20 protein-coding genes and 1 other annotated feature are annotated in these 21527 nt (G+C 43.8%); of the genes, 3 read left to right on the forward strand and 17 right to left on the reverse strand.

From position 1 onward, the window contains the following. Nucleotides 1-3: 3 nt before the first annotated feature. The 5 genes from MKY14_RS07695 to MKY14_RS07715 all read right to left on the reverse strand — a co-directional run bounded on the left by MKY14_RS07695 (nt 4) and on the right by MKY14_RS07715 (nt 5425). The gene (locus MKY14_RS07695) at nt 4-1470 is read right to left on the reverse strand and encodes a HAMP domain-containing sensor histidine kinase (RefSeq protein ID WP_051491526.1); all 1467 of its coding nucleotides are present in this window, start codon (nt 1468-1470) and stop codon (nt 4-6) included. Continuing rightward, nucleotides 1467-2165 carry a response regulator transcription factor gene (locus tag MKY14_RS07700; protein ID WP_036687642.1) on the reverse strand — a complete coding sequence of 233 codons (699 nt, stop codon included), beginning with the start codon at nt 2163-2165 and terminating at the stop codon, nt 1467-1469. Before MKY14_RS07700 ends, MKY14_RS07695 begins: the two co-directional genes overlap by 4 nt. Then, the gene (locus MKY14_RS07705) at nt 2158-3438 is read right to left on the reverse strand and encodes a hypothetical protein (RefSeq protein ID WP_248548717.1); all 1281 of its coding nucleotides are present in this window, start codon (nt 3436-3438) and stop codon (nt 2158-2160) included. Before MKY14_RS07705 ends, MKY14_RS07700 begins: the two co-directional genes overlap by 8 nt. Nucleotides 3439-3472: 34 nt before the next feature. Beyond that, nucleotides 3473-4198 (reverse strand): phosphonate ABC transporter ATP-binding protein, encoded by a 726-nt coding sequence (locus MKY14_RS07710; protein ID WP_339168107.1) that lies wholly within the window; start codon nt 4196-4198, stop codon nt 3473-3475. Between the two features lie 90 nt (nt 4199-4288). After that, nucleotides 4289-5425 carry an MFS transporter gene (locus MKY14_RS07715; RefSeq protein WP_341004285.1) on the reverse strand — a complete coding sequence of 379 codons (1137 nt, stop codon included), beginning with the start codon at nt 5423-5425 and terminating at the stop codon, nt 4289-4291. Nucleotides 5426-5602: 177 nt separating this feature from the next. On the opposite strand from MKY14_RS07715, the gene MKY14_RS07720 reads away from it, so the two are divergent. The 3 genes from MKY14_RS07720 to MKY14_RS07730 all read left to right on the forward strand — a co-directional run bounded on the left by MKY14_RS07720 (nt 5603) and on the right by MKY14_RS07730 (nt 8119). Then, nucleotides 5603-6520, forward strand: coding sequence for an ArsR/SmtB family transcription factor (locus MKY14_RS07720; RefSeq protein ID WP_076213494.1), 918 nt, complete (start codon nt 5603-5605; stop codon nt 6518-6520). 36 nt (nt 6521-6556) lie between these two features. Further along, nucleotides 6557-7303: an HAD family hydrolase gene (locus MKY14_RS07725; RefSeq protein WP_076098782.1), complete on the forward strand. Its 747-nt coding sequence runs from the start codon at nt 6557-6559 to the stop codon at nt 7301-7303. 108 nt (nt 7304-7411) lie between these two features. Next, the gene (locus MKY14_RS07730) at nt 7412-8119 is read left to right on the forward strand and encodes a DsbA family protein (RefSeq protein ID WP_036687653.1); all 708 of its coding nucleotides are present in this window, start codon (nt 7412-7414) and stop codon (nt 8117-8119) included. 142 nt (nt 8120-8261) lie between these two features. Here MKY14_RS07730 and MKY14_RS07735 read toward each other — a convergent pair whose 3' ends face one another. From MKY14_RS07735 to MKY14_RS07790, 12 genes are all read right to left on the reverse strand, one after another. Next, nucleotides 8262-9218: an ABC transporter ATP-binding protein gene (locus tag MKY14_RS07735; RefSeq protein ID WP_076130038.1), complete on the reverse strand. Its 957-nt coding sequence runs from the start codon at nt 9216-9218 to the stop codon at nt 8262-8264. Then, entirely contained in the window at nt 9208-10194 is a 987-nt protein-coding gene (locus MKY14_RS07740) for an ABC transporter ATP-binding protein (protein ID WP_076281726.1), read from the reverse strand. Before MKY14_RS07740 ends, MKY14_RS07735 begins: the two co-directional genes overlap by 11 nt. A 1-nt stretch (nt 10195) precedes the next feature. Then, a complete protein-coding gene (locus MKY14_RS07745; RefSeq protein ID WP_081383373.1) occupies nt 10196-11098 on the reverse strand; it encodes an ABC transporter permease in 903 nt (300 codons plus the stop codon). Between the two features lie 36 nt (nt 11099-11134). Continuing rightward, the gene (locus MKY14_RS07750; RefSeq protein WP_036687660.1) at nt 11135-12097 is read right to left on the reverse strand and encodes an ABC transporter permease; all 963 of its coding nucleotides are present in this window, start codon (nt 12095-12097) and stop codon (nt 11135-11137) included. A gap of 75 nt (nt 12098-12172) precedes the next feature. Next, nucleotides 12173-14314, reverse strand: coding sequence for a peptide ABC transporter substrate-binding protein (locus MKY14_RS07755; RefSeq protein ID WP_340976170.1), 2142 nt, complete (start codon nt 14312-14314; stop codon nt 12173-12175). A 549-nt stretch (nt 14315-14863) separates the two neighbouring features. Next, complete coding sequence (locus MKY14_RS07760; RefSeq protein ID WP_340976171.1) at nt 14864-15730, reverse strand: SDR family oxidoreductase; 867 nt, start codon at nt 15728-15730, stop codon at nt 14864-14866. A gap of 2 nt (nt 15731-15732) precedes the next feature. Further along, on the reverse strand, nt 15733-16236 hold the full coding sequence (locus tag MKY14_RS07765; protein ID WP_248548720.1) for a hypothetical protein: 504 nt from the start codon (nt 16234-16236) through the stop codon (nt 15733-15735). A 116-nt stretch (nt 16237-16352) separates the two neighbouring features. Then, nucleotides 16353-16913: a MarR family winged helix-turn-helix transcriptional regulator gene (locus MKY14_RS07770; protein WP_076279322.1), complete on the reverse strand. Its 561-nt coding sequence runs from the start codon at nt 16911-16913 to the stop codon at nt 16353-16355. 200 nt (nt 16914-17113) lie between these two features. Then, nucleotides 17114-17980, reverse strand: coding sequence for a GNAT family N-acetyltransferase (locus tag MKY14_RS07775; RefSeq protein WP_340976174.1), 867 nt, complete (start codon nt 17978-17980; stop codon nt 17114-17116). A gap of 130 nt (nt 17981-18110) precedes the next feature. Next, nucleotides 18111-18345: a binding site (T-box leader), on the reverse strand. Between the two features lie 196 nt (nt 18346-18541). Beyond that, a complete protein-coding gene (locus MKY14_RS07780; RefSeq protein ID WP_340976175.1) occupies nt 18542-19534 on the reverse strand; it encodes a helix-turn-helix transcriptional regulator in 993 nt (330 codons plus the stop codon). A gap of 523 nt (nt 19535-20057) precedes the next feature. Then, entirely contained in the window at nt 20058-20513 is a 456-nt protein-coding gene (locus MKY14_RS07785) for a DinB family protein (protein WP_340976178.1), read from the reverse strand. A gap of 157 nt (nt 20514-20670) precedes the next feature. Further along, nucleotides 20671-21159 (reverse strand): YfbM family protein, encoded by a 489-nt coding sequence (locus tag MKY14_RS07790; RefSeq protein ID WP_076130031.1) that lies wholly within the window; start codon nt 21157-21159, stop codon nt 20671-20673. Between the last annotated feature and the right edge of the window lie 368 nt (nt 21160-21527).

Genomic DNA, 21527 nt, shown 5'->3' on the forward strand with positions numbered 1-21527 from the left:
AGGTCACGTCTCCCAATCATCTAATTCAGGAAAGGTAGCTGTAATTTGAGTTACCTCATCTGAGTTAACTTCCGGCTGTGGTTCAGTAAGAGGCAAGATGACGGTTACTTCCGTTCCCTTTCCAAGCTCACTTGCCATATCAAGTGTCCCATTATGAAGTTCTACAATCTGCTGTGAGATCGCTAACCCCAAGCCTGTTCCTCCATTAAGTGCATCCACTTGAAAGAAACGGTCCTTAACTCTGGAGATATGCGCTTCACTAATCCCTATCCCGCTGTCTCGTACCATAATCGCTGTTTCTGTAGCAGACAGCCTCTTTGCTGACAATTCAATACTGGAATCTTCATGTGAGAATTTTACTGCATTGTCTACCAAGTTCAAGAATACCTGTTTTAATCGATTGGCATCCCCTTTAACAAAGATCGCGTCTTCACATTCCAGCAGCAGATGAATTCGTTTCTTTTCCGCTTTAGCCCAAACATTCAGTATGGTCTCTTGTAGCAGCACCTTTACATCTACAACCCCAATCGACAGCTTCATTTGGTTCTGCTGCAGCTTAGAAAAGTCGAGAATTTCCTCCACCAGCCCAATCAGACGTTCACTTTCTTTGGAGATGATGCTGACTCCAAGTTTTGTCTCCTCCGGATCATACCCACCGGAAACCAAGGTTTCGCTCCAGCCCTTGATACTTGTAAGAGGTGTCCGCAGCTCGTGAGAAATGGACGAGATAAAATCATCCTTGATCTGATTACTGCGTACAATCTCCTGAGCCATATAATTCAGCGTTGAAGCCAAATCACCAATCTCAAATTTATAGTCTCCCTTAATCCGTACGTTGAATCTCCCCTTGGCCATCTGGGCTGAAACTGCCGTAATATTATTCAGCGGCTTCACAATCGAATTGGCCAATCCGAAGCTAAACCCAACAACTACAGCCATAACAGCTGCAGCAATAGCAGTAGACAATAAGGTAAGATTAAGCAAATCATTATTGATTTCTTCTAGTGAAGTAATATACCTTAGGACATACTTATCCTGTCCATGAATCTGCAGCATTTTGGAAACCGCCATTACGCTCTCATTCGTGCCTGCCTGACGCCCTACCCAGCGTCCAACGCTGCCGCCAACGGCTTCTGGTACATCACTGGTCGTAATGGTCCGATCCGGCTGAAAGCCAGTGGAACTAGTGATGATATCCCCATTTAGCGATAAGATTTCCAGCTCCGTCTTGCTCAATGAGAACCTCTCCAGTACTTCTTGTAGCAGATAGATGCTATTATCGCTGGGTATCATGTTCTTTTGAAAAAACGACTCTGAAACAGAAATGTGATTTTTAATCTTGCTGTATACACTGTCATAATAATATGTTCTGATGGCCAGCAGGAAGATAACTTCTACGAGGAGAAGCGCCAAAAAAACTACAAGAATGTAGTGCAGAACAATCTGTCTGCGCATCCCCTTCTTAATCATTGTCCTTGGCCTTTCCATCTATATCCGTGCCCCCATACAGTCTGCAAAAATTCCGGCTCCGAAGGATTGTTCTCAATCTTCTGGCGTAAGCGCCGGATATTTACATCTACAATTTTGGGATCACCCATATACTCCTTGCCCCACACATGATCCAACAGAAGATCGCGGCTAAGTGGAGTGTTTTCTTTTTCAAGAAAGAATTGAATCAGAGAGAACTCCGTAGGCGTCAGTTCAATGGCTACATTATCACGTTTGAATTGTTTGGTAATAAGATCCAAGCTGAAAGGCCCCGAATGAAAAGAAACCTTGGCCGACTGTTCACGATGCACATTTACTCGGCGCAGCAAAGATTGAATACGCGCAATTAGCTCCGTTGGGCTAAATGGCTTACTAACATGATCATCTGCACCTACGGACAAAGCGTAAACTTTATCCTGCTCCTGAACCTTGGCGGTAAGAAAAATAATTCCCAAGCGTTCATTAGTCTCCCTAATCCGTCTACAAACTTCAAATCCATCAATGCCGGGAACCATAACATCCAATAACGCAATATCAATATCAGGTATAGTGGTTAATTTATGCAATGCTTCATTCCCGTCAGCAGCCTCCAGCACTTCGAAACCATTACGCTTCAAATTAATGACTATGAAACTGCGAATGGACTCTTCATCTTCCAATATCAGAACTTTACTCATCTATTCCCTTCCTTTCAATAGGGGAGGCAATCTTATTGCTTCCTTCTTTAGTTGTACTTTGTTCTAGCTCACCACGGTAGCCGATGACTTTATCTAAATCCCGTCCAAGCAGCTCCCAGCCTTCATTCTTAGCCTTATCCCATTCCGAAGGAGAAAAGAAGGAAACCTCAGCAAAAGTCTCTCCGGTATCGGTCATGATGAACTTAAGGTTTTTATCCAGAACAGATTTCGTATCAATACTTACCTTTCCATGCAGCTCTGGATCAAAATTAATAGTAAAGCGATCCGATGGATCACGATATAGCTGGACTGCAAAGGTTAGGCCATCTTTTCCATCCCATTTATAATAGGAGGTGAAATAAGGAATATCTGCGGGGTCGAAATACTCCCATCCTTTTGGCGCTTCAAGCAATCCAACTTCAATAATGCCATCATGATCGATATCTTCGCTTGCAATCAGACGATCTTTGTAAGTCCTCGTATCACCTGGCAAAACCACGCGCAGCTTGTTATGCTCCATAAGAACAATTAAGCTATAGGCGGATTGGAAATCCACCGAAGCGTCCAATACGATTCCTTCTTTATCCTTGGCAATCTTTCCTGCGACAATATTGTAATAATTAAAAAAATACGGATCGATATCCTCGATCTTATCGAGCACCTTAAAGCCATCATTGTACTGATAGATCGAAATGGTTGCAAATTCATTTCTTTTAAAATAAACAACGGTGATGTCTTCAATTCCATCCTTGTTAAGATCATCAAGCATATATTTGGTGTAAGGAAGTGAAAGCACTTCTTCCAATGATCCGCTGGAATAGCTATACACGACGAGGCCTTTTTCTTCCCCGCGTGAATAACCTGTAATGATATTCAGCTTCCCGTCACCTGTCATATCTTTCAGATCGACGGACTCCAGCATAGTTCCATCCCCATCAAAAACAAGCTTTTTGACCCAGGCATCTCCTTGCTTCTCTAAGATCATCCCGTGAATCTCTACAGCTTCGCTTGGCGTTCTATAGAACACCAACGACTCCATAATTCCATCGTTATTGAGATCCTCTGTGAAAATTGAGCTCTCATCATTAACCGGGCGGATCAACTCCGTACCCGCTGGAATATGTGAATTAATAGCAGCCATAAGTGTTGCTTTGTCAGCAGACAGCTGCGGAGCTTTCATCTTCGAAACGGGATCACTGATGAAAGTACAACCCGAAAGTACGGATAACGACAGTGTTGCAGCTGCCAGGCACCTAAGACTTTTTATACTCAACCTCATCACTCTTTTCCTTATCCGTGTCCGAACTTTACAAATTCGCGCGTTCCTGAGACGTTAATCTACGTCCCTTTATATCATGCTTAATTCGTCCATCTTCTAGTACCCATATACGTGAAGCGAAACGTTCAGCCAGTTCAATAGGCAGCACCGTCACTACGATAAGACCCGTCTCTTTACACAGTCTGCGCAAAGTTTCCAATACACTTTCTGCCGATTTGGGGTCCAGACCCGTAACCGGTTCATCCGCTAAAATAACTTTTGCACCATGAGTTAATGCTCTAGCAATCGCTACACGCTGACGTTCACCACCGCTTAGCTGGCTAGTCTTCATCTTCGCTTTGTCAAGAAGTCCAAGGGCATCTAATTCATCCATCGCACCCATATAATCATCTGAACGAACCATCCCTGTAACCATACGCCACATTGGCGTCTGTGCGGACTGGCCGATCAGCACGTTTTTCAGCGCTGTGCGGTTAGGATTGAGCTCTGCATTCTGCTCCAGGTAAGCCCACTCCCGGCGAATTTTTCTTTTTCCGGAAAAGGCACTCGCCATAATATCCGTACCGTCCACTCTAAAATTCCCTCTGTCCCACTTCTCTCGCAGCGCTAAACAGCGTAATAAAGTGGTCTTACCGCTCCCACTCGCTCCAAGTATGGCTACGAGTTCACCCGGCTCTAATTGAAATCCTATATCCTGCAGGACCGGATTTTTGTCTTCCCCAACTGCCTTGGCTAAGTGTTCAACTGTGATCATAGTTCAGCCTCTCCCTGTCTTCATCTATAATCTATAGTGTACTCTGAATGTGAGTTCAATTTCCATGCGAGCACTCGTTCTTATCTTACCTCAATTTCTAGGTTGTGGCGAGAATAATAACCCCAGCAAGCCGAACACGATATATAAACCACCCATCAGGGCGAAAATACCGCCGCTTAAGCCCACTTGCAGCAACAAACCACCAATGCCGGGGCCGATAATACTGCCAATACTAAAATGGAAAGAAGCAACCACATTGGCAGCAGGCAGTAGATGTCTTGGTAAAATATCCGCAGCCAGACTTAGACCTAAAGAGAAAAAGGAACCTACTAGTCCTCCTGCGATCATCAGAAGCACCATTGTCAATGTAAAATGATCACCTGCCAGCGGCAACATCGCAAAGGCGATCCCGCCTCCGATCCCGGCAATAATCAGTACCCGCTTGCGGCCAAACCGGTCGCTCCACAGACCTAATGGAAACTGCAGAAGCAGTCCTCCAATCCCCGCAAAAGGCAATAACGCTGCAATTTGATCTGTGCTGTAACCGATACGTAGACCATATACCGGAAAGCTGCTATTTAAGCTGGCTTCCATAAAGCCATATAAAAGGGCTGGAATTAAAGCGAACCAGGCTAAGCTGTAACAACGACCGAAACGGCGAACCTGGCTTTCACCACTCTCCGCTTTATCTGGCCGGGAATCCGGCAGAATTGTAGTCACAAGGATTAAGACTAACAAAAATAGAAATGCGAGAACAATAAAAGGCACGGCCTGTCCATAACGCAGCAGACTAATCCCAAGTGGTCCCAAGCTAAAACCCAGACCATAGGACATGCCATATAGTGAAAGATTACGCCCTCGATGCTCGGCAGGTGTCATAAGCAGAACCCAAAGCTGGGCCCCGTAATTAATCGCAGCATCGCCTACACCCACAAGCAGACGCAATACAAACCATACCTTGATCCCTGTAAAAAAGGGAAACATGAGCAAGCTTACTAAGACTAAACTAATCCCACCAGCTATCAATTTTTTAAATCCAACCGCTCCAAGAACACGTTCAGCAATCAAGGTCATCCCAAATGATCCTATGTATAGTGCAGCAGCATTCAATCCGTTCAGTGACGAGGAGACTCCTTTTTGCTCCAAAAGAATGGATAGAATGGGCAGCAACAGCCCTTGGCTAAGCCCTGCGGCTATAGTAGCGGTAATAAGAATCATGAAAGTCATTTTGCTATTACTTCGTATAGATACTTTAAGCCGGTCTGACACGGATGATATCCCCCTATAATAAAAACAATGATGTGATCTAACGCCAATTGGCAAACACCGAACATTATAGTGGACAACCCTCTTCAAAACAAGAGATAATATGAGAAGTTACGGATTTCTGGGGGTGCATGTTACATGGATTACGAATTAAAAATCGACGTATCGCCGGTTTATGAACTGTTGGACAGTTTTATGATATATGTAACCAGAAAATGGATCTCCAATTTAGACCTCGGTCCCCACTGGGTTAGTGATGTGGAAGATCGCATTACTCCTCATAAAGTAACAGCTCTCATGCAAGCTGCCGAGTGGCCATTTACAGATTATGATGTGTTATATGCTTGGGTTTACAGCCGAGGGCCCGCAACATCAGTGCTGCATTTCCTGGATGATCTGGATTCAGCTTCTATAAAAGAGTGTTATCAGCAGATCGCACCGTTAATTCATGATTTCACCATAGATGAAGCTTCCCGGATCAAGAGCAGCTATAGTCCGCTTCTTAGACTCTGGTATGAGCAATATTTTCGTCATGTAGAACACAAGATTTTACCGTTATTAATTGAAGATGCCTCTGAGAAAAAAATGCTGGAAAGCAAAATGGACCCTATTTCTTTAATTGAATATGCATCCGGTGGTGTAGTTTTCGAGGATATACGGGATCTTAAGACTATAGTATTATTGCCTACCGTTCATAATCGACCAATTAACACCTACTGCTTCTACAAAACTATGGTGATTGTACAGTATCCTGTAGATGTGCCATTGGAAGATGAAAATGAACCACCGATGGTGCTATTGCGCATGACCAAGGCACTGTCAGATCCAACCAGACTCCGATTGCTTCGGTATGTCGCCCATGAACCCAAATCTCTATGGGAGATGCAGTCCGATCTAAATCAATCCAGAGAAATGCTTATGCATCACCTAATGATCCTACGCGTAGCCGGTTTACTCCGTATCCATCTTCGCGGGGAACAAGACGAGCGCTTCAGTATCCGTCCAGACGGCGCTTCTGAGCTTCAAATGTTTCTAGAATCTTATATTCACCTATAGAACACTATACAGATACAGATCCAAGGAGTGAGAGATATGAAATACACAACTCAACAAGTAATTTTCGATCTAGATGATACGCTGGTTCATTGCAACAAATATTTCGATTTAATTTTAGGGCAATATTTCGAGCTCATGACTGATTGGTTTAATGAATTTGGTCCAAGCACCAGTGAATTACGCAGCAAGCAAATAGAAATTGATGTTGATACCGTCAACACAAGTGGCCTGGCCAGCGACAACTTTCCCAAATCCTTAATCGCCACCTACCGTTATTTCTGCGCCAAATATAACCGTCCGACAGATCGCTTTCAAGAGCAGCAATTACACAAGCTCGGCCTAAGCGTCTATGACCAAGAAATTGAAGCTTACCCTGGCATGGTTGAAACACTCGATACGCTGAAGCAAGAGGGTCACCATTTATTCTTGTATACTGGCGGGGACGACACCATTCAGCAACGTAAAATTGAACAAATGAAGCTGGATGCTTATTTTGACGATCGTATCTATATTCGGAAGCATAAAAATGTTGAGGCGCTTGAAAATATTTTGGCTACCCAAAGCTTTGACCGCAAACGTACCTGGATGATTGGCAACTCGTTACGTACAGATGTACTTCCCGCAGTTACCGCAGGCATCAACAGTATTTACCTGAAGCAGCAAAATGAATGGAGCTATAACCTTATCGAGCTGGAGCAAGAGATGCAGCAAGCCGTGATGACTATTTCGTCCATCCACGAGGTGCCCCCTGTCATTCGCTCAGCCGCTAAATTCAAAAACTAATAACTAGCTACAACGTTACGTAGCATTGTTACAAATGACATATCTTCACTACCTACTGGATGATTATACTATTTTTATAGTATTCCTATATTGTCTAGGAGGTGAGATATGAATAAGAAAGTGTCAGCTAAACAATCTCAGACCAAAAGACCTTTGCTTCCCATGATATTAGGTGTCGTTGTTGTAATCCTTCTCGCTGTAATTGTTTTCATCTTAAGCAATAAGACTGATGATACAGCAGATCTACCCAACTACACCGACGTAAAGGGAAGCATTGTTGTTGATGGGCTGAAATATGAGAAGCAACCTCATCTTGGAAGTCCTGATGCCAAAGTTAAAGTTATCGAATTCGCAGATTTCAAATGTCCCGCCTGCAAAATGTGGACTGAAAAGTATCTGGATACTTTTATTAAAGACTACGTAGATACCGGAAAAGTGGAACTTTTCTTCATGAACTTTGCATTTTTGGACCGGGACTCTTATCTTGCCGCTAGCGCCGGCGAAGCCATCTACAAGCAAAGCAACGAGAAGTTCTGGGAATACCTTCATAAGCTGTACGCTAATCAAGGCGATGAGAGCGAAATTTGGGCCACTCAGAAATTCATTTTAAAATTCGTTAAGAATAACATCGAGGGCATTGATTACGCCCAATTTGAAACAGATCTCAAGAATCATACCTATATGTTCGATGTAAAAGAAGACTTTAAGATCGCTGGTTCCTACGGAGTCAACGGTACTCCTAAATTTATGGTGAACGGAGTGCTGCTTCAGGATTCTTCGTATGAAGGGTTAGCAGCAGCGATTGACAAGCAGTAATCAGTCTTTAAACTGCGCCCTATAAGCTGTTCACTTTGAAAAAAGTGACCTTCTTACAGGGCTTTTTTGTGTGTATGAATTAAAAAAGATGACTTCTGTGATATACAGAAGTCATCTGCTGATTACTTAATTAAGCCACTGCTTATTCTACCAAATGACACACGGCACTATGGCCTTCTGACACGATTTTCCGTTCAGGCTTGACAGCCATACATACATCCGAGGCAAAAGAACACCGCGGATGAAAAGTGCAGCCACTTGGTGGATTAAGCGGTGATGGCACCTCGCCTTGAATCGATACCATCTGCTGCTTCTGCTCCACACTATCCGGAATCTTCAAAATCGAATTTAGCAGGACCTGCGTGTAAGGATGCGTAGGTTTCTTGAACAATTCATCCGCCGGAGCTTGCTCAACCACCTCTCCTAAATAAAGAACCGCGATATCATCACTCAAATACTCCACTACTGCCAAATTATGCGAAATAAAGATATAAGTCAGGTTAAACTCCTTCTGCAAATCCTTTAGTAATTGAATGACTTGAACCTGAATAGATACATCCAATGCGGACACCGGTTCATCACAAATGAGCAATTTGGGATTCAGTGACAACGCTCTGGCAATCCCAACCCGCTGCAATTGTCCACCTGACAGTTCATGCGGATAAGCGTATTGGACTTCAGAAGGCAAACCGACCCGCTCAAGTAATTCGATCACACGCTCATGCCGGCTTACTTTAGTTCCAATTTTGTGGATAGCCATCGCATCTTCAATAGCGTCTCCTACCGTCATTCTCGGACTGAGACTCGCCTTGGGATCCTGGAAAATAATTTGCATATCCCGGCGCATCGCCCGTAGCTTCTCTTTATTTGCCTTTGAGAGCTCCACGTCCTCAAAAAATATTTTTCCTTTGTCAGATTCGAGTAGACGCAGAACCATTCGCCCTAAGGTTGATTTTCCTGAGCCACTTTCCCCAACAAGCCCCAGTGTTTTCCCCGCTTCCAGGGTAAAAGAAACATTCTCGATGGCATGCAGCTTTTTTCCTTGTACCCGAAAAGTTTTCGAGACATTTTCTACGCGCAAGAGCGGATTATTGGGCATAGGAAGCGACCTCCTCAGCATGATGGCAGGCGATCTGATGATCGGTGCTAAAATCACGAAGCTTGGGAACTTCATTCTGACACCGTTCAGTTGTATAGAAGCAACGATCGGCAAATGGGCAGCCGGTCAATGTCTGTGTAAGTGTCTTTGCCGTCTTTGGAATAGGCATTATTTCTTTTCCCTTGTGGCCCACTTCGATAATGGAGCGTTTCAATCCAAGTGAATAGGGATGCGCCGCCTCACTTATGAACTTGTCCGTAGTGGCTTTCTCCATGATTTGGCCCCCGTACATCACGATGATTTTGTCACAAAAGTTGGTCGCAAGGCCAAAATCATGCGTTACCATCACTACGCTCATCCCATGTTTTCTGCGCAAATCCTGCAATAGTGCAAGAATCTGCATCTGCACAGTGACATCAAGCGCGGTTGTTGGCTCATCGGCAATCAATAATTGCGGTTCACATGCCAAAGCAATAGCAATCATGATACGTTGGCGCATCCCCCCGGAAAATTCGTGAGGATAACTTTTAAATCGTGATTTAGGATCCGGAATCCCCATTTCATGCAAGAGCTGAATGGTGCGGTCAAAAGCTTCCTTCCGGTTTGCATATTGATGTGTCAGCATGGCTTCCATTATTTGATCCCCGATACGCATGATCGGGTTCAAGCTGGTCATCGGATCTTGAAAAACAACGCCGATGTCACGTCCACGAATATCTTCTAATTGTTTGGGACGCATTTTAAGTAAGTCCTTACCATTAAACTGAGCTGTCCCCGATGTTATTTTTCCATTTTCACGGATGAGCCCAATTGATGACATCAATGTAACTGACTTACCGGAGCCACTTTCACCAACAATCCCCAAGGATTCATTTTCATTGATCGAAAAACTGACGCCGTTTACGGCATAAACTTCATCTTCACTGCGGGAGAACTTCACATGAAGGTCATCAATAGAAAGTAGCGGTTCACCCATATTAATTGCCTCCTTTCGGACTGAATGCTTCCTGGAGACCGTCTGCTACAAACAGAAACGAAAGCAAGGTTATTGCAAAGATACCTGCCGGAAAATACAGCAGCCATGGAAAGCCGAGAATATTCTCACTGGCTTGAGCAATCATACTCCCAAATGAAGGGATTGGCGGCCGAAGCCCCATGCCAAAAATACTTAAGCCTGCAATCTGGATGAGATCACCGGGAATCCCGAAGGCGAGAGAGACACCCATACTGCCGATAACATTCGGCAACATATACCGTCTGGCAATATGCGCCTGAGATGCGCCTAACGCTCTTGCCGCTTCCACCATCTCCCCGTCCCGCATACTTAGGACCAGACTTCGGATCAAGCGTGCATACCCCGCCCAACCCGGAATTCCAATTGCTAGAATCAAAGATAAATACCCACGTCCCAGCATAATGACTAATATCAAGGCGAACAAAAATCCCGGCAAGGTCATCATAAAATCCACAGCACGCATAATAATCATATCGGCGATTCCGCCGCGCAATCCGGCCCACAAGCCCAATATGATCCCGATAATGAAGCTGACCAAAGTCGCGCCAAAAGCAATAATCAGAGCGCTTCGAACACTGAACAGAATCTGGCTGAACATGTCATGCCCCACATTATCCGTACCAAAAATATGCTGCCAGGTCGGCCCTTGATTGATGGCCAAAAAATCTCCCGTGCGATAGTCATATGGGGCCACCCAAGGTCCAATGATCCCCGCGATCAAAAAAAGGATAACCCAAACCAAACCAATAACGGCAAGACGATGTCTTTTAAATCGCTTCCAACCTTGATAAAACTGGGATCTCTGAAGATTCTTTTTTCTCTTCAAAGCTACATCCGATTGAGTTGCTGCAACTGTGCCAGCCAATTGCTCCCCCTCCTAGGTTCGTATAGTCTGTGCCGCTTATAATCTGACACGCGGATCAATAAAGGCATAAATAATGTCAACGAGTAAATTCATAATCATAATCATGGATCCCAGCAGAAATACAGATGTGATGGCGAGCGGATAGTCGAAACTGGTAAATGCCGTCTGCATCACCTGACCAAGCGCTGGAATGGCGAAAATTTGCTCCACCCAGATCGTGCCCATCACGGTAAAAGCAAATTGAGGTCCGATGACGGTTATCATCGCAGTCAGCGAGTTTTTGACACCATGCTTAAAAATCATCGGCCAATATTTGACACCCTTAGCTTTTGCGGTTCGCATAAAATCCGACCTCATGGTTTCGATCAGACTGCCCCGCATATATCTGGCAACAACACCGACATTCGCCGCAGATAAACAAATAATCGGCAAAATTGCTTGCCTCCAGTGACCCCATCCCGTTACAGGCAAAATTCCTTGAAACACAACACCAAATAACAAAACCATAATCACCGCGAGAACAAATGCCGGAATGGCCTGACCCGTCAATGAGATGGTGCTTACCACATAATCAATCCAAGTGTTACGTTTGAGTGCTGCAATAATGCCAAGCGGAACCCCGATAATTACCGAAAGAACAACAGATCCAAAGGCCAAAAGTGTACTGATCGGCAAAGCCTGCTTCAGTTGAGTCGCAATTTGCAAAGACGGATTCTGCATCGAATTACCGAAATCGAAGGTTAATTGATGCCATATATACTTCATGATTTGTTGCCACAGCGGTAAATTCAAACCATACCGGCTTTGAAACTGGTCCATGACTTGTTGATAGAGAACAGGGTTTTGCCCTTGCAGCGGAGCCAGTGCCGTAGCCATGGTATTCGTATTCATGAAACCGCCAGGTGAATAATACATCATAGTATAGCTAACTGAAATGACCAAGATTAAAGTGATAATAATTTGTAAAATGCGCTTTGAAATAAATTTCAATATGGTCAAATCCGACCCTCCTTTACCGATTCACGGGCACCATAATTGGCGCCCGCGATTGGTAATTATTCAACCCATTTAGGATTATTCTACAGATAAAAGATGCAGCCCATAGAAGTTGCCCCATGCCCAAGGATTTGATTGCACTCCTGTAATGCCGGGTTTTACCAAGAAGTATTGCTGTTGATAATACAACGGAACAGCATAAGCTTCTTCGAGCAGGTTATTAACTACCTTAGCCGCGATAGGAGCAGCGTCTTCGACGGTCAGCGCATTTACGAATTGCGCTTGCCACATTCTCAAATCTCTTAAGGTATCAGATTGATAACTGTTGTAATATACCTGTACATCAAGTGCATTTTGATTCAACTTGCCACCTGGCGCGTTTGGTGCTACGAAGGTCCAAGCGGTTACAAAGGCGGCATGTTTTTCATCGTTATTTTTAGCATTTTTCCAAAGGTCTACAATCTGTTGCCATTGTTCAGCGGCCGTTGGAAGCCCCGGTTGTTTCAAATAAGGCTGCCAATCTGCAGGCTGCTCTGCTGTCCATTTATCCAAAAAGGCGATATCCTCTTTAGCAGCTTTTTCTAATGCTGCCCAGTCGCTCCATTCTACACCGGCGTTCTTATTATCCGGATCCCCATATTTTTCAATAGCCGGTTTATAATAAGTTTCCTTGGTCCAATCCACGAATTGTTTCGTAGCTTCTAGCGGGGCATCCAGTGTTCCTATGGAATATAGTTGCTGCGTTGCACCCATGTCCAAACTTCCTGGTTCACTCCAGTTGGTTGCGCCCGACGCCAGAATAAAGCCTGGTTTTGCATCGCCCTGAGGTCCGCTGTACTGATAAGCGTTAAACTGCGCCTCATTGAGCTGAACTAGCTCTGTTTTAATACCAAGATTTTGTTGCAGTAATTGACCTAACGCCAAAGCGATTTGTTCACCCTGAGCATCTACTTGCTTGACCCCAACATACAACGATAGGGTTGGCAGACCTTTACCGCCTTCATAACCAGCATCCTTCAATAATTGTTTGGCTGCCTCGAGATCTTCCGGAAGTCCTTGCTCCAGTTTTTCCGTTGGCCAACCTGGTGAAGCAAAGATATTGGTCGCCCCGCCCATGCCGTTCAGCACCGATTCTACGATCGGTTTACGCTGGATCGCTTTGGCGATAGCCTGGCGCACCTCTTTTTTGTCATATGGAGATTCCGTTGTCGGGTTGCTCCAGAGCAAATATTTGATCGCATAAGTCGCTGCAGTATACAGCTGGGACTTTAGCTCCTCCGTTTTCTTCACGTATTGTAAATCAGACGCGCTTTGGATTAGAACGACATCTGCATGGCCGGACATATAATCCTCCACCGGCACGGTTGTCGCCGGAAGAACATGGATGGTCTCTACATTGCCGTGATTAAGCTGGCCGGCTGCACCTACATAATTCGGATTGCTCACCATGACGAGTTCACCGTTAGGTGTAAAAGATTTAACCATGTAAGGGCCATTGCTCACAAAATCCCCCGGTTCAAACCACTTACCAGGGTTCGCTTCGACCGCTTTAGGATTCATAGGCATCGACCCGGAAAGAACCATATCCCCCAGAATAGCGTGAGGCAGCGTGGTCGTAATTTCCAGTGTGTAATCATCAACTACTTTTAGACCAACTTCTTCTTTACTTACAGATCCGGCATGGTATGCATATCCGTTCTTCACAAAATTAAGTACGCTTAGCCAAAGTTGTGCGGTTGTGTTAGCTGGATCCAATTGATACATATAAGAAAAATAAAAATCATGGGCGGTTACAGGATCGCCATTTGACCATTTGGCATCTTTACGGAGGGTAAACGTCCAAGTTTTTTTGTCATCGGAAACGGTATAACCTGTCGCAATTTTCGGAACGATTTCATTATCCTGATTGTAGCCATAAAGCCCTTCGAGCAAAGTTCCTTGCCCTACCAGAATTTGTCCTTGCCATTGTGTAGGATCGAGTGTCGGGATCTTTGGATTGAAAACGGTTACCGAACTTCCCGCTTTAATTTCAAGATCAGAAGCGCCTTCATTCTTAACTGCCGTTTGACCTACATCACTGGTTGCTTTTACCGAAGTATTGCTATTACCTGCAGCATTTTTACCGTTCTCATTGGCACTATTAGAGGAATTACTGCAAGCAGTCACAGATAACAAAGAAAATGACAGAAGTAGAGCTAAGAACGCGTTCTTTTTTTTCATCCTCAAGTGAACCCCCTCATACATAGTCATAAAACAAAAAAACTAATATTTTATTATCTTGTTATCTATGATGTTATCCTTCACCTTTTCATGCTTTGCCCCCCTAAATTTAAACTCCGATGTTTGTTTGTGAACTTACGAATGTCTTCTTTTGAATATCACTTAGTAAACTAAGAGTAATCGCTTACATTCTAAAATTTTCCACAAAGATTGTCAAGAAAAAATGTTACTTTAGTTAGCATAACTAGTTATTATTAATATAACTTAATCTTATAATATGAATTTTTCGTTAATTTTTTATTAGCTTTTTTAGTGTTATTTCGTAAATAACACTAACTTATTGACGAATTTTAGCTTATTTCTTGTAATGCTGATATAAATGCTATAGAAGAACTAGTTCTATGAGTTGAGTTCCTTAGGACATAATAAAAAGAGTGCATCCCGGCAGTCATTTTATGACCTTTGGGATACACTCTGAACCATTTAGATATGGGAATCGGAATAAAATACTGTTATCGATACAAATATCAGAATAGGTGGACTCCGCCTCTACCGGAAATTATCTACACACTCATGTAGAAAGGCGTCTAGTGTGCGTGGATCTCTGCCGAGTAAACGCTTCACAGTGTCATTTGGACTTTCTGGCACCATCCTAGACATGGTTTGAATTTCCACAACGTGGTTCGCGAGCCAAGGAGGCAGATTCCCATGCTCAATAAGATTACGGAGTAGTACTTGAGGGTCCATGTTGATGTAACTTATCGGCCGATTAAGCAGGGCAGATAGTCGACTCGCGATCTGGGGATAACTGAAAATCTCCGAACCAGTAAGCGTATATATATGGCCTGATACCTTGTCGTTGGTCAGAACTTCTACGGCAACGTCTGCAATATCGCGACAGTCAATAAAGTTACACGGTGAAACGCCCATAGAGCCGAAGAAAACATTTTGGGTTGTGATCGTTGGTGCAAAGCGCATTAAATTTTGCATGAACGCATAAGGGCGCAATACGGTATGGGTGATACCCGATACCCTCAACGTGTTCTCAATTTCTTGATGCCAGCCCGCCACTGCCACTGGAGCGCTCTGCTCAAAGGCTGGACTGGATATTTTTACGATATGTTTGATTCCAGATTCGGTGGCAATCTGAATGATTGAGGTTTCCAATTCGATTTGTCTTGGACTGTTGGACATGGCAAGGAAGAGCTGGCTAGCACCTGTAAACGCGCGGCGCACCGATGTAGGGTCAGAAGCATCCACAAAAGCGACCTCGATAATTGATCGGCTTTTTTCTCCGATTTGATCATGCAACTTCTCTGGCTCTCTGCTCAGCGCCCTGACAGGTACACCAAGATCAACCAAACGTTCCAAAAGCGCACTTCCAATCGTACCTGTTGCTCCCATAATAACTATCATTTTTATCTTCTCCTTTTGGATGAAAAATCAGTTGTGACGGCAAGTCGCCACCGCCATGTCACTATCGTGCTCGCTATGAATCCAGACAACGGGAAATCGATCCAGACACGATTTACCCAGACCAAGTGATTACTCGGAATCATAATTTCTACTACAACAGATGTCACCCATGCAGCGTATAGCCCAAATGAGGACCCCGCCATTGCGAATACCCCTACCACAACCAAGTGAGGTGCACCGATGACCCATCGCAAATGGCCCACTCGACTATGCAACAAAAGTCCAATCATCAAGGCCATCAAGGCGGATGCACCGCCAATAGTGGTCAATGCCGCTATTTGAAGCCCCCTATCTGCAGTAACCAATCCCCCGATACCTGCCATAATGGCAGGAGCAGCATAGGCCATTACAACTTCACGCCATAGTACAAAAGTCTTTTTCTTGGAACCAACAGCCTTGATGCTGTAAACATCATCTGTCTGATTCGGGTATTTCATCTGGTTCATTTACTTGCTCCCTTCTTCTTTGAAATAGTTCAACGATTGATTTCAGCGAACTATAATTAGGCGCCTAACTATATAAGAGTAAAAATAGGCTAGCTTCACTAGCCCAATTCTACTCATTACTGATGTTTCCCCTTTGGTTTCGAGCCTAATTCGCCCGTAAGTGCTGAAATGCCTTGTGTAACTCGACCTAGCAAGTCGAGAAATACGCTGCGTTCTTCGATGTTGAGCAACCCCACCATAGCTTCCAGCCGAGCGAAATGCTCAGGAGCCATTTCACGGAGCTTCTTCGCTCCTTCTTCCGTTAAAACAACTGATTTCTGACGGCCATCGTCTGAGCTTAATCGCCGAGATACTAGCCCATCTCGTTCAAGAATGTCGATAAGACCAGTCACTGTAGCACGTGTAACTCCTAGATGCTCCGCTAATTGCGAAGGCAACTCTTCTCCTTCGTTATCTTCAAGATCTGCCAATAAACGATAACGCCCTGTTGATAAACCGAATCTAGAGAAATGAATCTCCGAGGCGTGTCCAAGCATGGCTCCCGCTGCCATTAGCCTAGACGCGACGAGTATAGCCTGTGCGTCTATGTCTAGGTTATAGCGATCAATCTGACGCTTGGATTGTACAAGCGAGGGAATAGCCTCAATGTCGTTTATTTTTTTATTATTGTTGTTCATATATGTAGTATGGTCCCTAACTACTTTTGTGTCAACTCATTTTTTTATACCTCGTCAACCCCGGAGTTAAACAGTTGCATTTGGTTGTAACTCTATATTTCTCCCAAAGCTTGATCAATCGACCTTCAAGATCTTCAATCCGTAGTGAATATTCTGCTCTTATTTTCTAAAGTAGTAGAAGTTCTGTCCGCATCATTCTACTATTCAAATTTTAACTGAAGCGAATCACAGATTGGCATATAGCCTATCTTTTGATAAATGCTATTAGATGTGGGATTTGCTAAGTCGGTATATAAGACGCATCTAGTAAACCCTTTATCCAATGCAAGTTGGCTTATTTGCGCCACAATTGAAGTTGCGTAACCCTTTCCGCGCTCATATGGAGGGGTATATACAAATGCCACGCCAATAGCCGTCTGCATCTCCCTTGTATATCCTGCCATAGAAACGGGTATCCCGTTTTCCTCTAAAATATATAGTTTTTTCGATGCTATTCGGTAGAGGTAAGGGTCTGCATCTTGCGGGATGGACATTTCTGTTTTACCATAACTCCCCGCTGCATAAAATGCTTCAGCCCAGTATGGGAAAAAGTGAATATCCTTTTTATCTAGCAATCGAACGATACCAACCTTTTGAATGTCTGGGTTTACTGCCGTAAGTTCATATATACGTTGGGTCATGATTGTTTTAACGGTTGTTCCCTTGCGCAAAGTATATTCTTTGGCAAAATACTCTGCCAAGGTTTTTTCGGTCATCACACCTGGAATTTCACGGTCTTTCAGCCCATCTACCAGACAGTTTATAGCTTCTGGGTTAATTATGTTGTCTGTTGCATAAAGCGTAATATTGTGTGGCGGTGTCATTATGGCGGTAAGTTGTATGCCCCTAGCATCCGAAATAGTTACCATAAGCCAATTTACAGGGTCACGCCAGTCTGTTTTGTCTTTTCCTTCATGTCCAATTATGATATTGCCAAGAGGAATCAAATTTTGTGCTTCATGACGCATCAGCATACCATAGGTATCATTGTAAAACTCATACACATCCGTATACAACTTGAATTGCATTGCAATATCCCCCTTTCATCTGGTCAACGTTTTTCCGGATTTTTCGAACTAATCGTTCTTCTTACGGTTTGTTGATTTTTCGCCTGCCAATTTAATAATTAATTTATGAAGACGCAAAAAACCCCATCCCATTAGGGACGGAGTTGCTCCGCGTTACCACCCTGATTGACGTTTATAATAAACGCCCTCTTTGCCATCGTCCAACAACGATGCTTCTTTGTAACGGTAGAATCCCGGTCCCATCTACTATAATTCGGGGGACTGCTCTGAGGTGATTTTTGGATTCGGATATCCGCTGCCTCGCACCAACCGGCATTTCTCTGAACGGCTTTTCCAGATCTACTTGTCCTCTTCATCGCATTTGGTAATTATTAATTAAGTTTAATATAAAACAATAGGAATTTTCTGTCAATAATTCAAACAACAATAAGGACCTTTAAACTTATATTACTTCTAAAGCAGATAACCTAACTAATCATGCGACGATATGAATGCGGAGACTACACTCCGGTCTGCTTATTTTCTTCATCAGCACATAGCACCAACCTTTTACTTACCTGCTTAATCTGTTTCGATTAGCTTGGAGGTCAACTTCACTACTGGCCTGATATACTTCAAAAACCGCTCCGGATCGTGATAAACGTAAATGATTCTCCCAGGGGAAGTATCAAAGCAGTAACCAGTGTCTGCAAAATTAAAAGTTGCCATTGCCCTTTCCATATTTTCCTCTACACTACGATTTTCCTGCTCATAATTGAATGGCCCATGTTCAAAAACAATATACTCGGCTTCGAGAACATCAATCATAAGCATTTGTGGAGGTACTTCACCTTTATAATCAAAAGGAAGACGTACACCAAAACACTCTGTACGTGGAATACCCCAATCGCAGAGTCTGCCATCCGGGTCATTAATGTAAGCCATAATCTGACCGCTGCCACCGTTAGATTCACTCCCGCCATCGTCATCCAATTTGCCCTTGATACTATCGAGTAAGCCGCAAATTGTTTCGCAGTCCTGTCCTGTAATAAGACTTTGCTTTTGCCAAAAATCCCAATACCCATTACTCTCATAGTTTTTAATGTGCAAAAATTTGTGAGTGGGAATGGTTACAAAATAAATGTTAAGATCATCTGTAGATTTCATCATACCAATCTCTCCAAATCCGAAAAAGTAGCGGTCGAAAGAGTTTATTTTTGTACGAAGGGCGACAGGCATAGGCTTTTTCCGGTATTCACTTGGAGTTACACCATATGTTCCCTTGAAAGCCCTGGTAAAAGCTTCATGTGATGAAAAACCATAATCAAAAGCAATATCCAAAATGCTCTTTTCACTATCCCGAACCTCTTTTAGTGCAAAGGCTAATTTTCTATGCCGTAGATAATCCCTAAATTGCATTCCCGATATTTCCTTAAATTTTCTCGTAGTATGAAATTCGGAATAACCTAACTTGTGAGAAAGGAATCGTAGCGTTATTGCTTCACTGTTACGATTCTTAATACACTCGTCAATTTCATTAACGATTATTTGGATTTGCTTGTGCCACTCGTACAATTGGTCTGTTCACCTCGTTTCAACCACTCTATAGTCATTGTAGAGTAATGGAATTTGCATTGCTTGATTCTACTTGCGGAAAAGAGATGACAATTCAAACGTTTTGGTCCTACTATTTCGGAATCTCATCATGAAACGGTACCACTATTTCGTTTGGATCGTTAAGGAATACATATTGAATCTCAGATTTCCCCTTTGCATTTAGTGGTCGGTGTATAACCCTATCGTTCTGTCAAAGTTATTTCCGCAAGCAGCTTAAGCGTGTCATGCATTCGCAGGATGGACAAGAAGCATGGAGTTCGGGAGGCATTAAACAAAAGGGCTCGGACCCGTTGAGACATGGGAGTGAAAATCACATGCCCTTACAGTTGTTCCAAGCCACCGCCTCTTCAATTTCCTTCTTATCTCACATTTAGCTAAAGGTAAAATCCTACGAATTCATGAGCCTGCATGAGTAAACTAAATCATTTCGGAGGAGTTCAATGCCCATCTCATTCCGGGTAATGGTGATGATTAGGCCCTGTTAGAGTCTGGCGAACGTGATGTAATCGACTTGGACAGGTTCTGCCAATTCCATCCGAAGTGCCCGGTTGATCTGTCCCCGGTGATATTGCCCATGTAAAATGACCTGCGACAAGATATCCCGGACGGACGTTTGGAACGGGACTCCGTTCTGGTTCGCATAATCGACCCTCACGTCCAAATCAGATTCCTCGAGCCCTTCGATATACACACGATATTGCTCGACGTTTTCTTCGAACATCGTTCGGATCGCCGTCAGGTCCTCTGCTTCCTCCCACAACGAATATTGCGCACTACCCTTGCCCTGCAATCGGGACAGCCAGACTCGTTCCGCAACCGCGACATGCCGAACCAGCTTCAGAAGGTCCTTGTTCTTCATCTCATTCTCCTCGAGCGCTTCTAAGATTCGTGCGTCCGCCCAGTAAAGGTGGTCCATCATACACTTGATCGTCTTCATTTTTGTTTCCCCCTCTTCGTCTCATTGATTAATTGAACCTACCGTTTCCCGAAATTGGTCATTATTTCTCAAATCGTCATAATCTTCATCAGTCCAAGGTTCTATTTTTTATCGCGCTCAATGGAATCAGGAGACGTGTATCATCTTTTGGTTAGAATCAGAAAATATAAAAGATGAGGCCTTTGCCCTCGGCTACAGTTTGGCTGTAGAAACGCCGGATTTCGTTAAAATGCTGTAGCAGGTAGGCAAAGAACGCATCCTTATCCTCGTCTGAAACAATATCAGGTTCAAGAGGATATACTTCTTCCTTAACCATGGCCGGGAAATCATACCGCAAGCGGAGCTGCGCTTCATCCAGCTCAGAAATAACCTGATGCGCTTCTGCAACTTGCTTGGCACGTAAGGAAAACGCCCCGAATGAGCCAAAATCGATGCCTTTGTCTGATGTCAGCGGAACAACATAACTAAGAGGGGCATCTCCATCGGAAATAACTCCACAAAGCAAGTAGTGAATCGCCTCCCAGGATCTATCAATGTCCAGTCCGGGATAATCGTCTATTTTCAAGCTATTCAATGCAATGTCGCCTGTAACAATTTGTTGCACTAGGTTGTCATCCATAGCAAAGTAATATCCACGCATTCCCATGTTGTCATCCTTCCTTCCATTCTAGTAGTGACTATACTGCCCTATCAAAATGTAACCTCTGGATTTATCCCGCAAGATAGAAAAAGAGTGAAGATCAGCCCCCTACGTAATCATAATATCTTGTGCGCACAAGTTACTACATCCCGTTTAAGATAGGTATGTCCTACACTCTTTATCTAATGAATTTTATGTGTAAAATATATAGTCTCCCACAGCCGACACTGAAACCATATCCCATATACGGCGAGTCCGACTAATAGTCTTGACTACGGACCCAGCTGAATCTATTGGCGAATTTATTGCCGTTGGAGCAAGTTTGCGGACTCCAGTGCTGCTATTCTCCCGCAAGCGGTGCATATATAGCCCTT

This window comes from Paenibacillus sp. FSL R5-0887, from assembly GCF_038002305.1.
Classification (GTDB): domain Bacteria; phylum Bacillota; class Bacilli; order Paenibacillales; family Paenibacillaceae; genus Paenibacillus_AQ; species Paenibacillus_AQ odorifer.

Excerpts from the sequence above, each read along its gene's own strand:
- MKY14_RS07695 (WP_051491526.1), bottom strand. The coding sequence starts at position 1,470 with ATGATTAAGAAGGGGATGCGCAGACAGATTGTTCTGCACTACATTCTT.
- MKY14_RS07700 (WP_036687642.1), bottom strand. The coding sequence starts at position 2,165 with ATGAGTAAAGTTCTGATATTGGAAGATGAAGAGTCCATTCGCAGTTTC.
- MKY14_RS07710 (WP_339168107.1), bottom strand. The coding sequence starts at position 4,198 with ATGATCACAGTTGAACACTTAGCCAAGGCAGTTGGGGAAGACAAAAAT.
- MKY14_RS07715 (WP_341004285.1), bottom strand. The coding sequence starts at position 5,425 with ATGACTTTCATGATTCTTATTACCGCTACTATAGCCGCAGGGCTTAGC.
- MKY14_RS07720 (WP_076213494.1), top strand. The coding sequence starts at position 5,603 with ATGGATTACGAATTAAAAATCGACGTATCGCCGGTTTATGAACTGTTG.
- MKY14_RS07725 (WP_076098782.1), top strand. The coding sequence starts at position 6,557 with ATGAAATACACAACTCAACAAGTAATTTTCGATCTAGATGATACGCTG.
- MKY14_RS07730 (WP_036687653.1), top strand. The coding sequence starts at position 7,412 with ATGAATAAGAAAGTGTCAGCTAAACAATCTCAGACCAAAAGACCTTTG.
- MKY14_RS07735 (WP_076130038.1), bottom strand. The coding sequence starts at position 9,218 with ATGCCCAATAATCCGCTCTTGCGCGTAGAAAATGTCTCGAAAACTTTT.
- MKY14_RS07740 (WP_076281726.1), bottom strand. The coding sequence starts at position 10,194 with ATGGGTGAACCGCTACTTTCTATTGATGACCTTCATGTGAAGTTCTCC.
- MKY14_RS07755 (WP_340976170.1), bottom strand. The coding sequence starts at position 14,314 with ATGAAAAAAAAGAACGCGTTCTTAGCTCTACTTCTGTCATTTTCTTTG.
- MKY14_RS07760 (WP_340976171.1), bottom strand. The coding sequence starts at position 15,730 with ATGATAGTTATTATGGGAGCAACAGGTACGATTGGAAGTGCGCTTTTG.
- MKY14_RS07765 (WP_248548720.1), bottom strand. The coding sequence starts at position 16,236 with ATGAACCAGATGAAATACCCGAATCAGACAGATGATGTTTACAGCATC.
- MKY14_RS07770 (WP_076279322.1), bottom strand. The coding sequence starts at position 16,913 with ATGAACAACAATAATAAAAAAATAAACGACATTGAGGCTATTCCCTCG.
- MKY14_RS07775 (WP_340976174.1), bottom strand. The coding sequence starts at position 17,980 with ATGCAATTCAAGTTGTATACGGATGTGTATGAGTTTTACAATGATACC.
- MKY14_RS07785 (WP_340976178.1), bottom strand. The coding sequence starts at position 20,513 with ATGAAGACGATCAAGTGTATGATGGACCACCTTTACTGGGCGGACGCA.
- MKY14_RS07790 (WP_076130031.1), bottom strand. The coding sequence starts at position 21,159 with ATGGGAATGCGTGGATATTACTTTGCTATGGATGACAACCTAGTGCAA.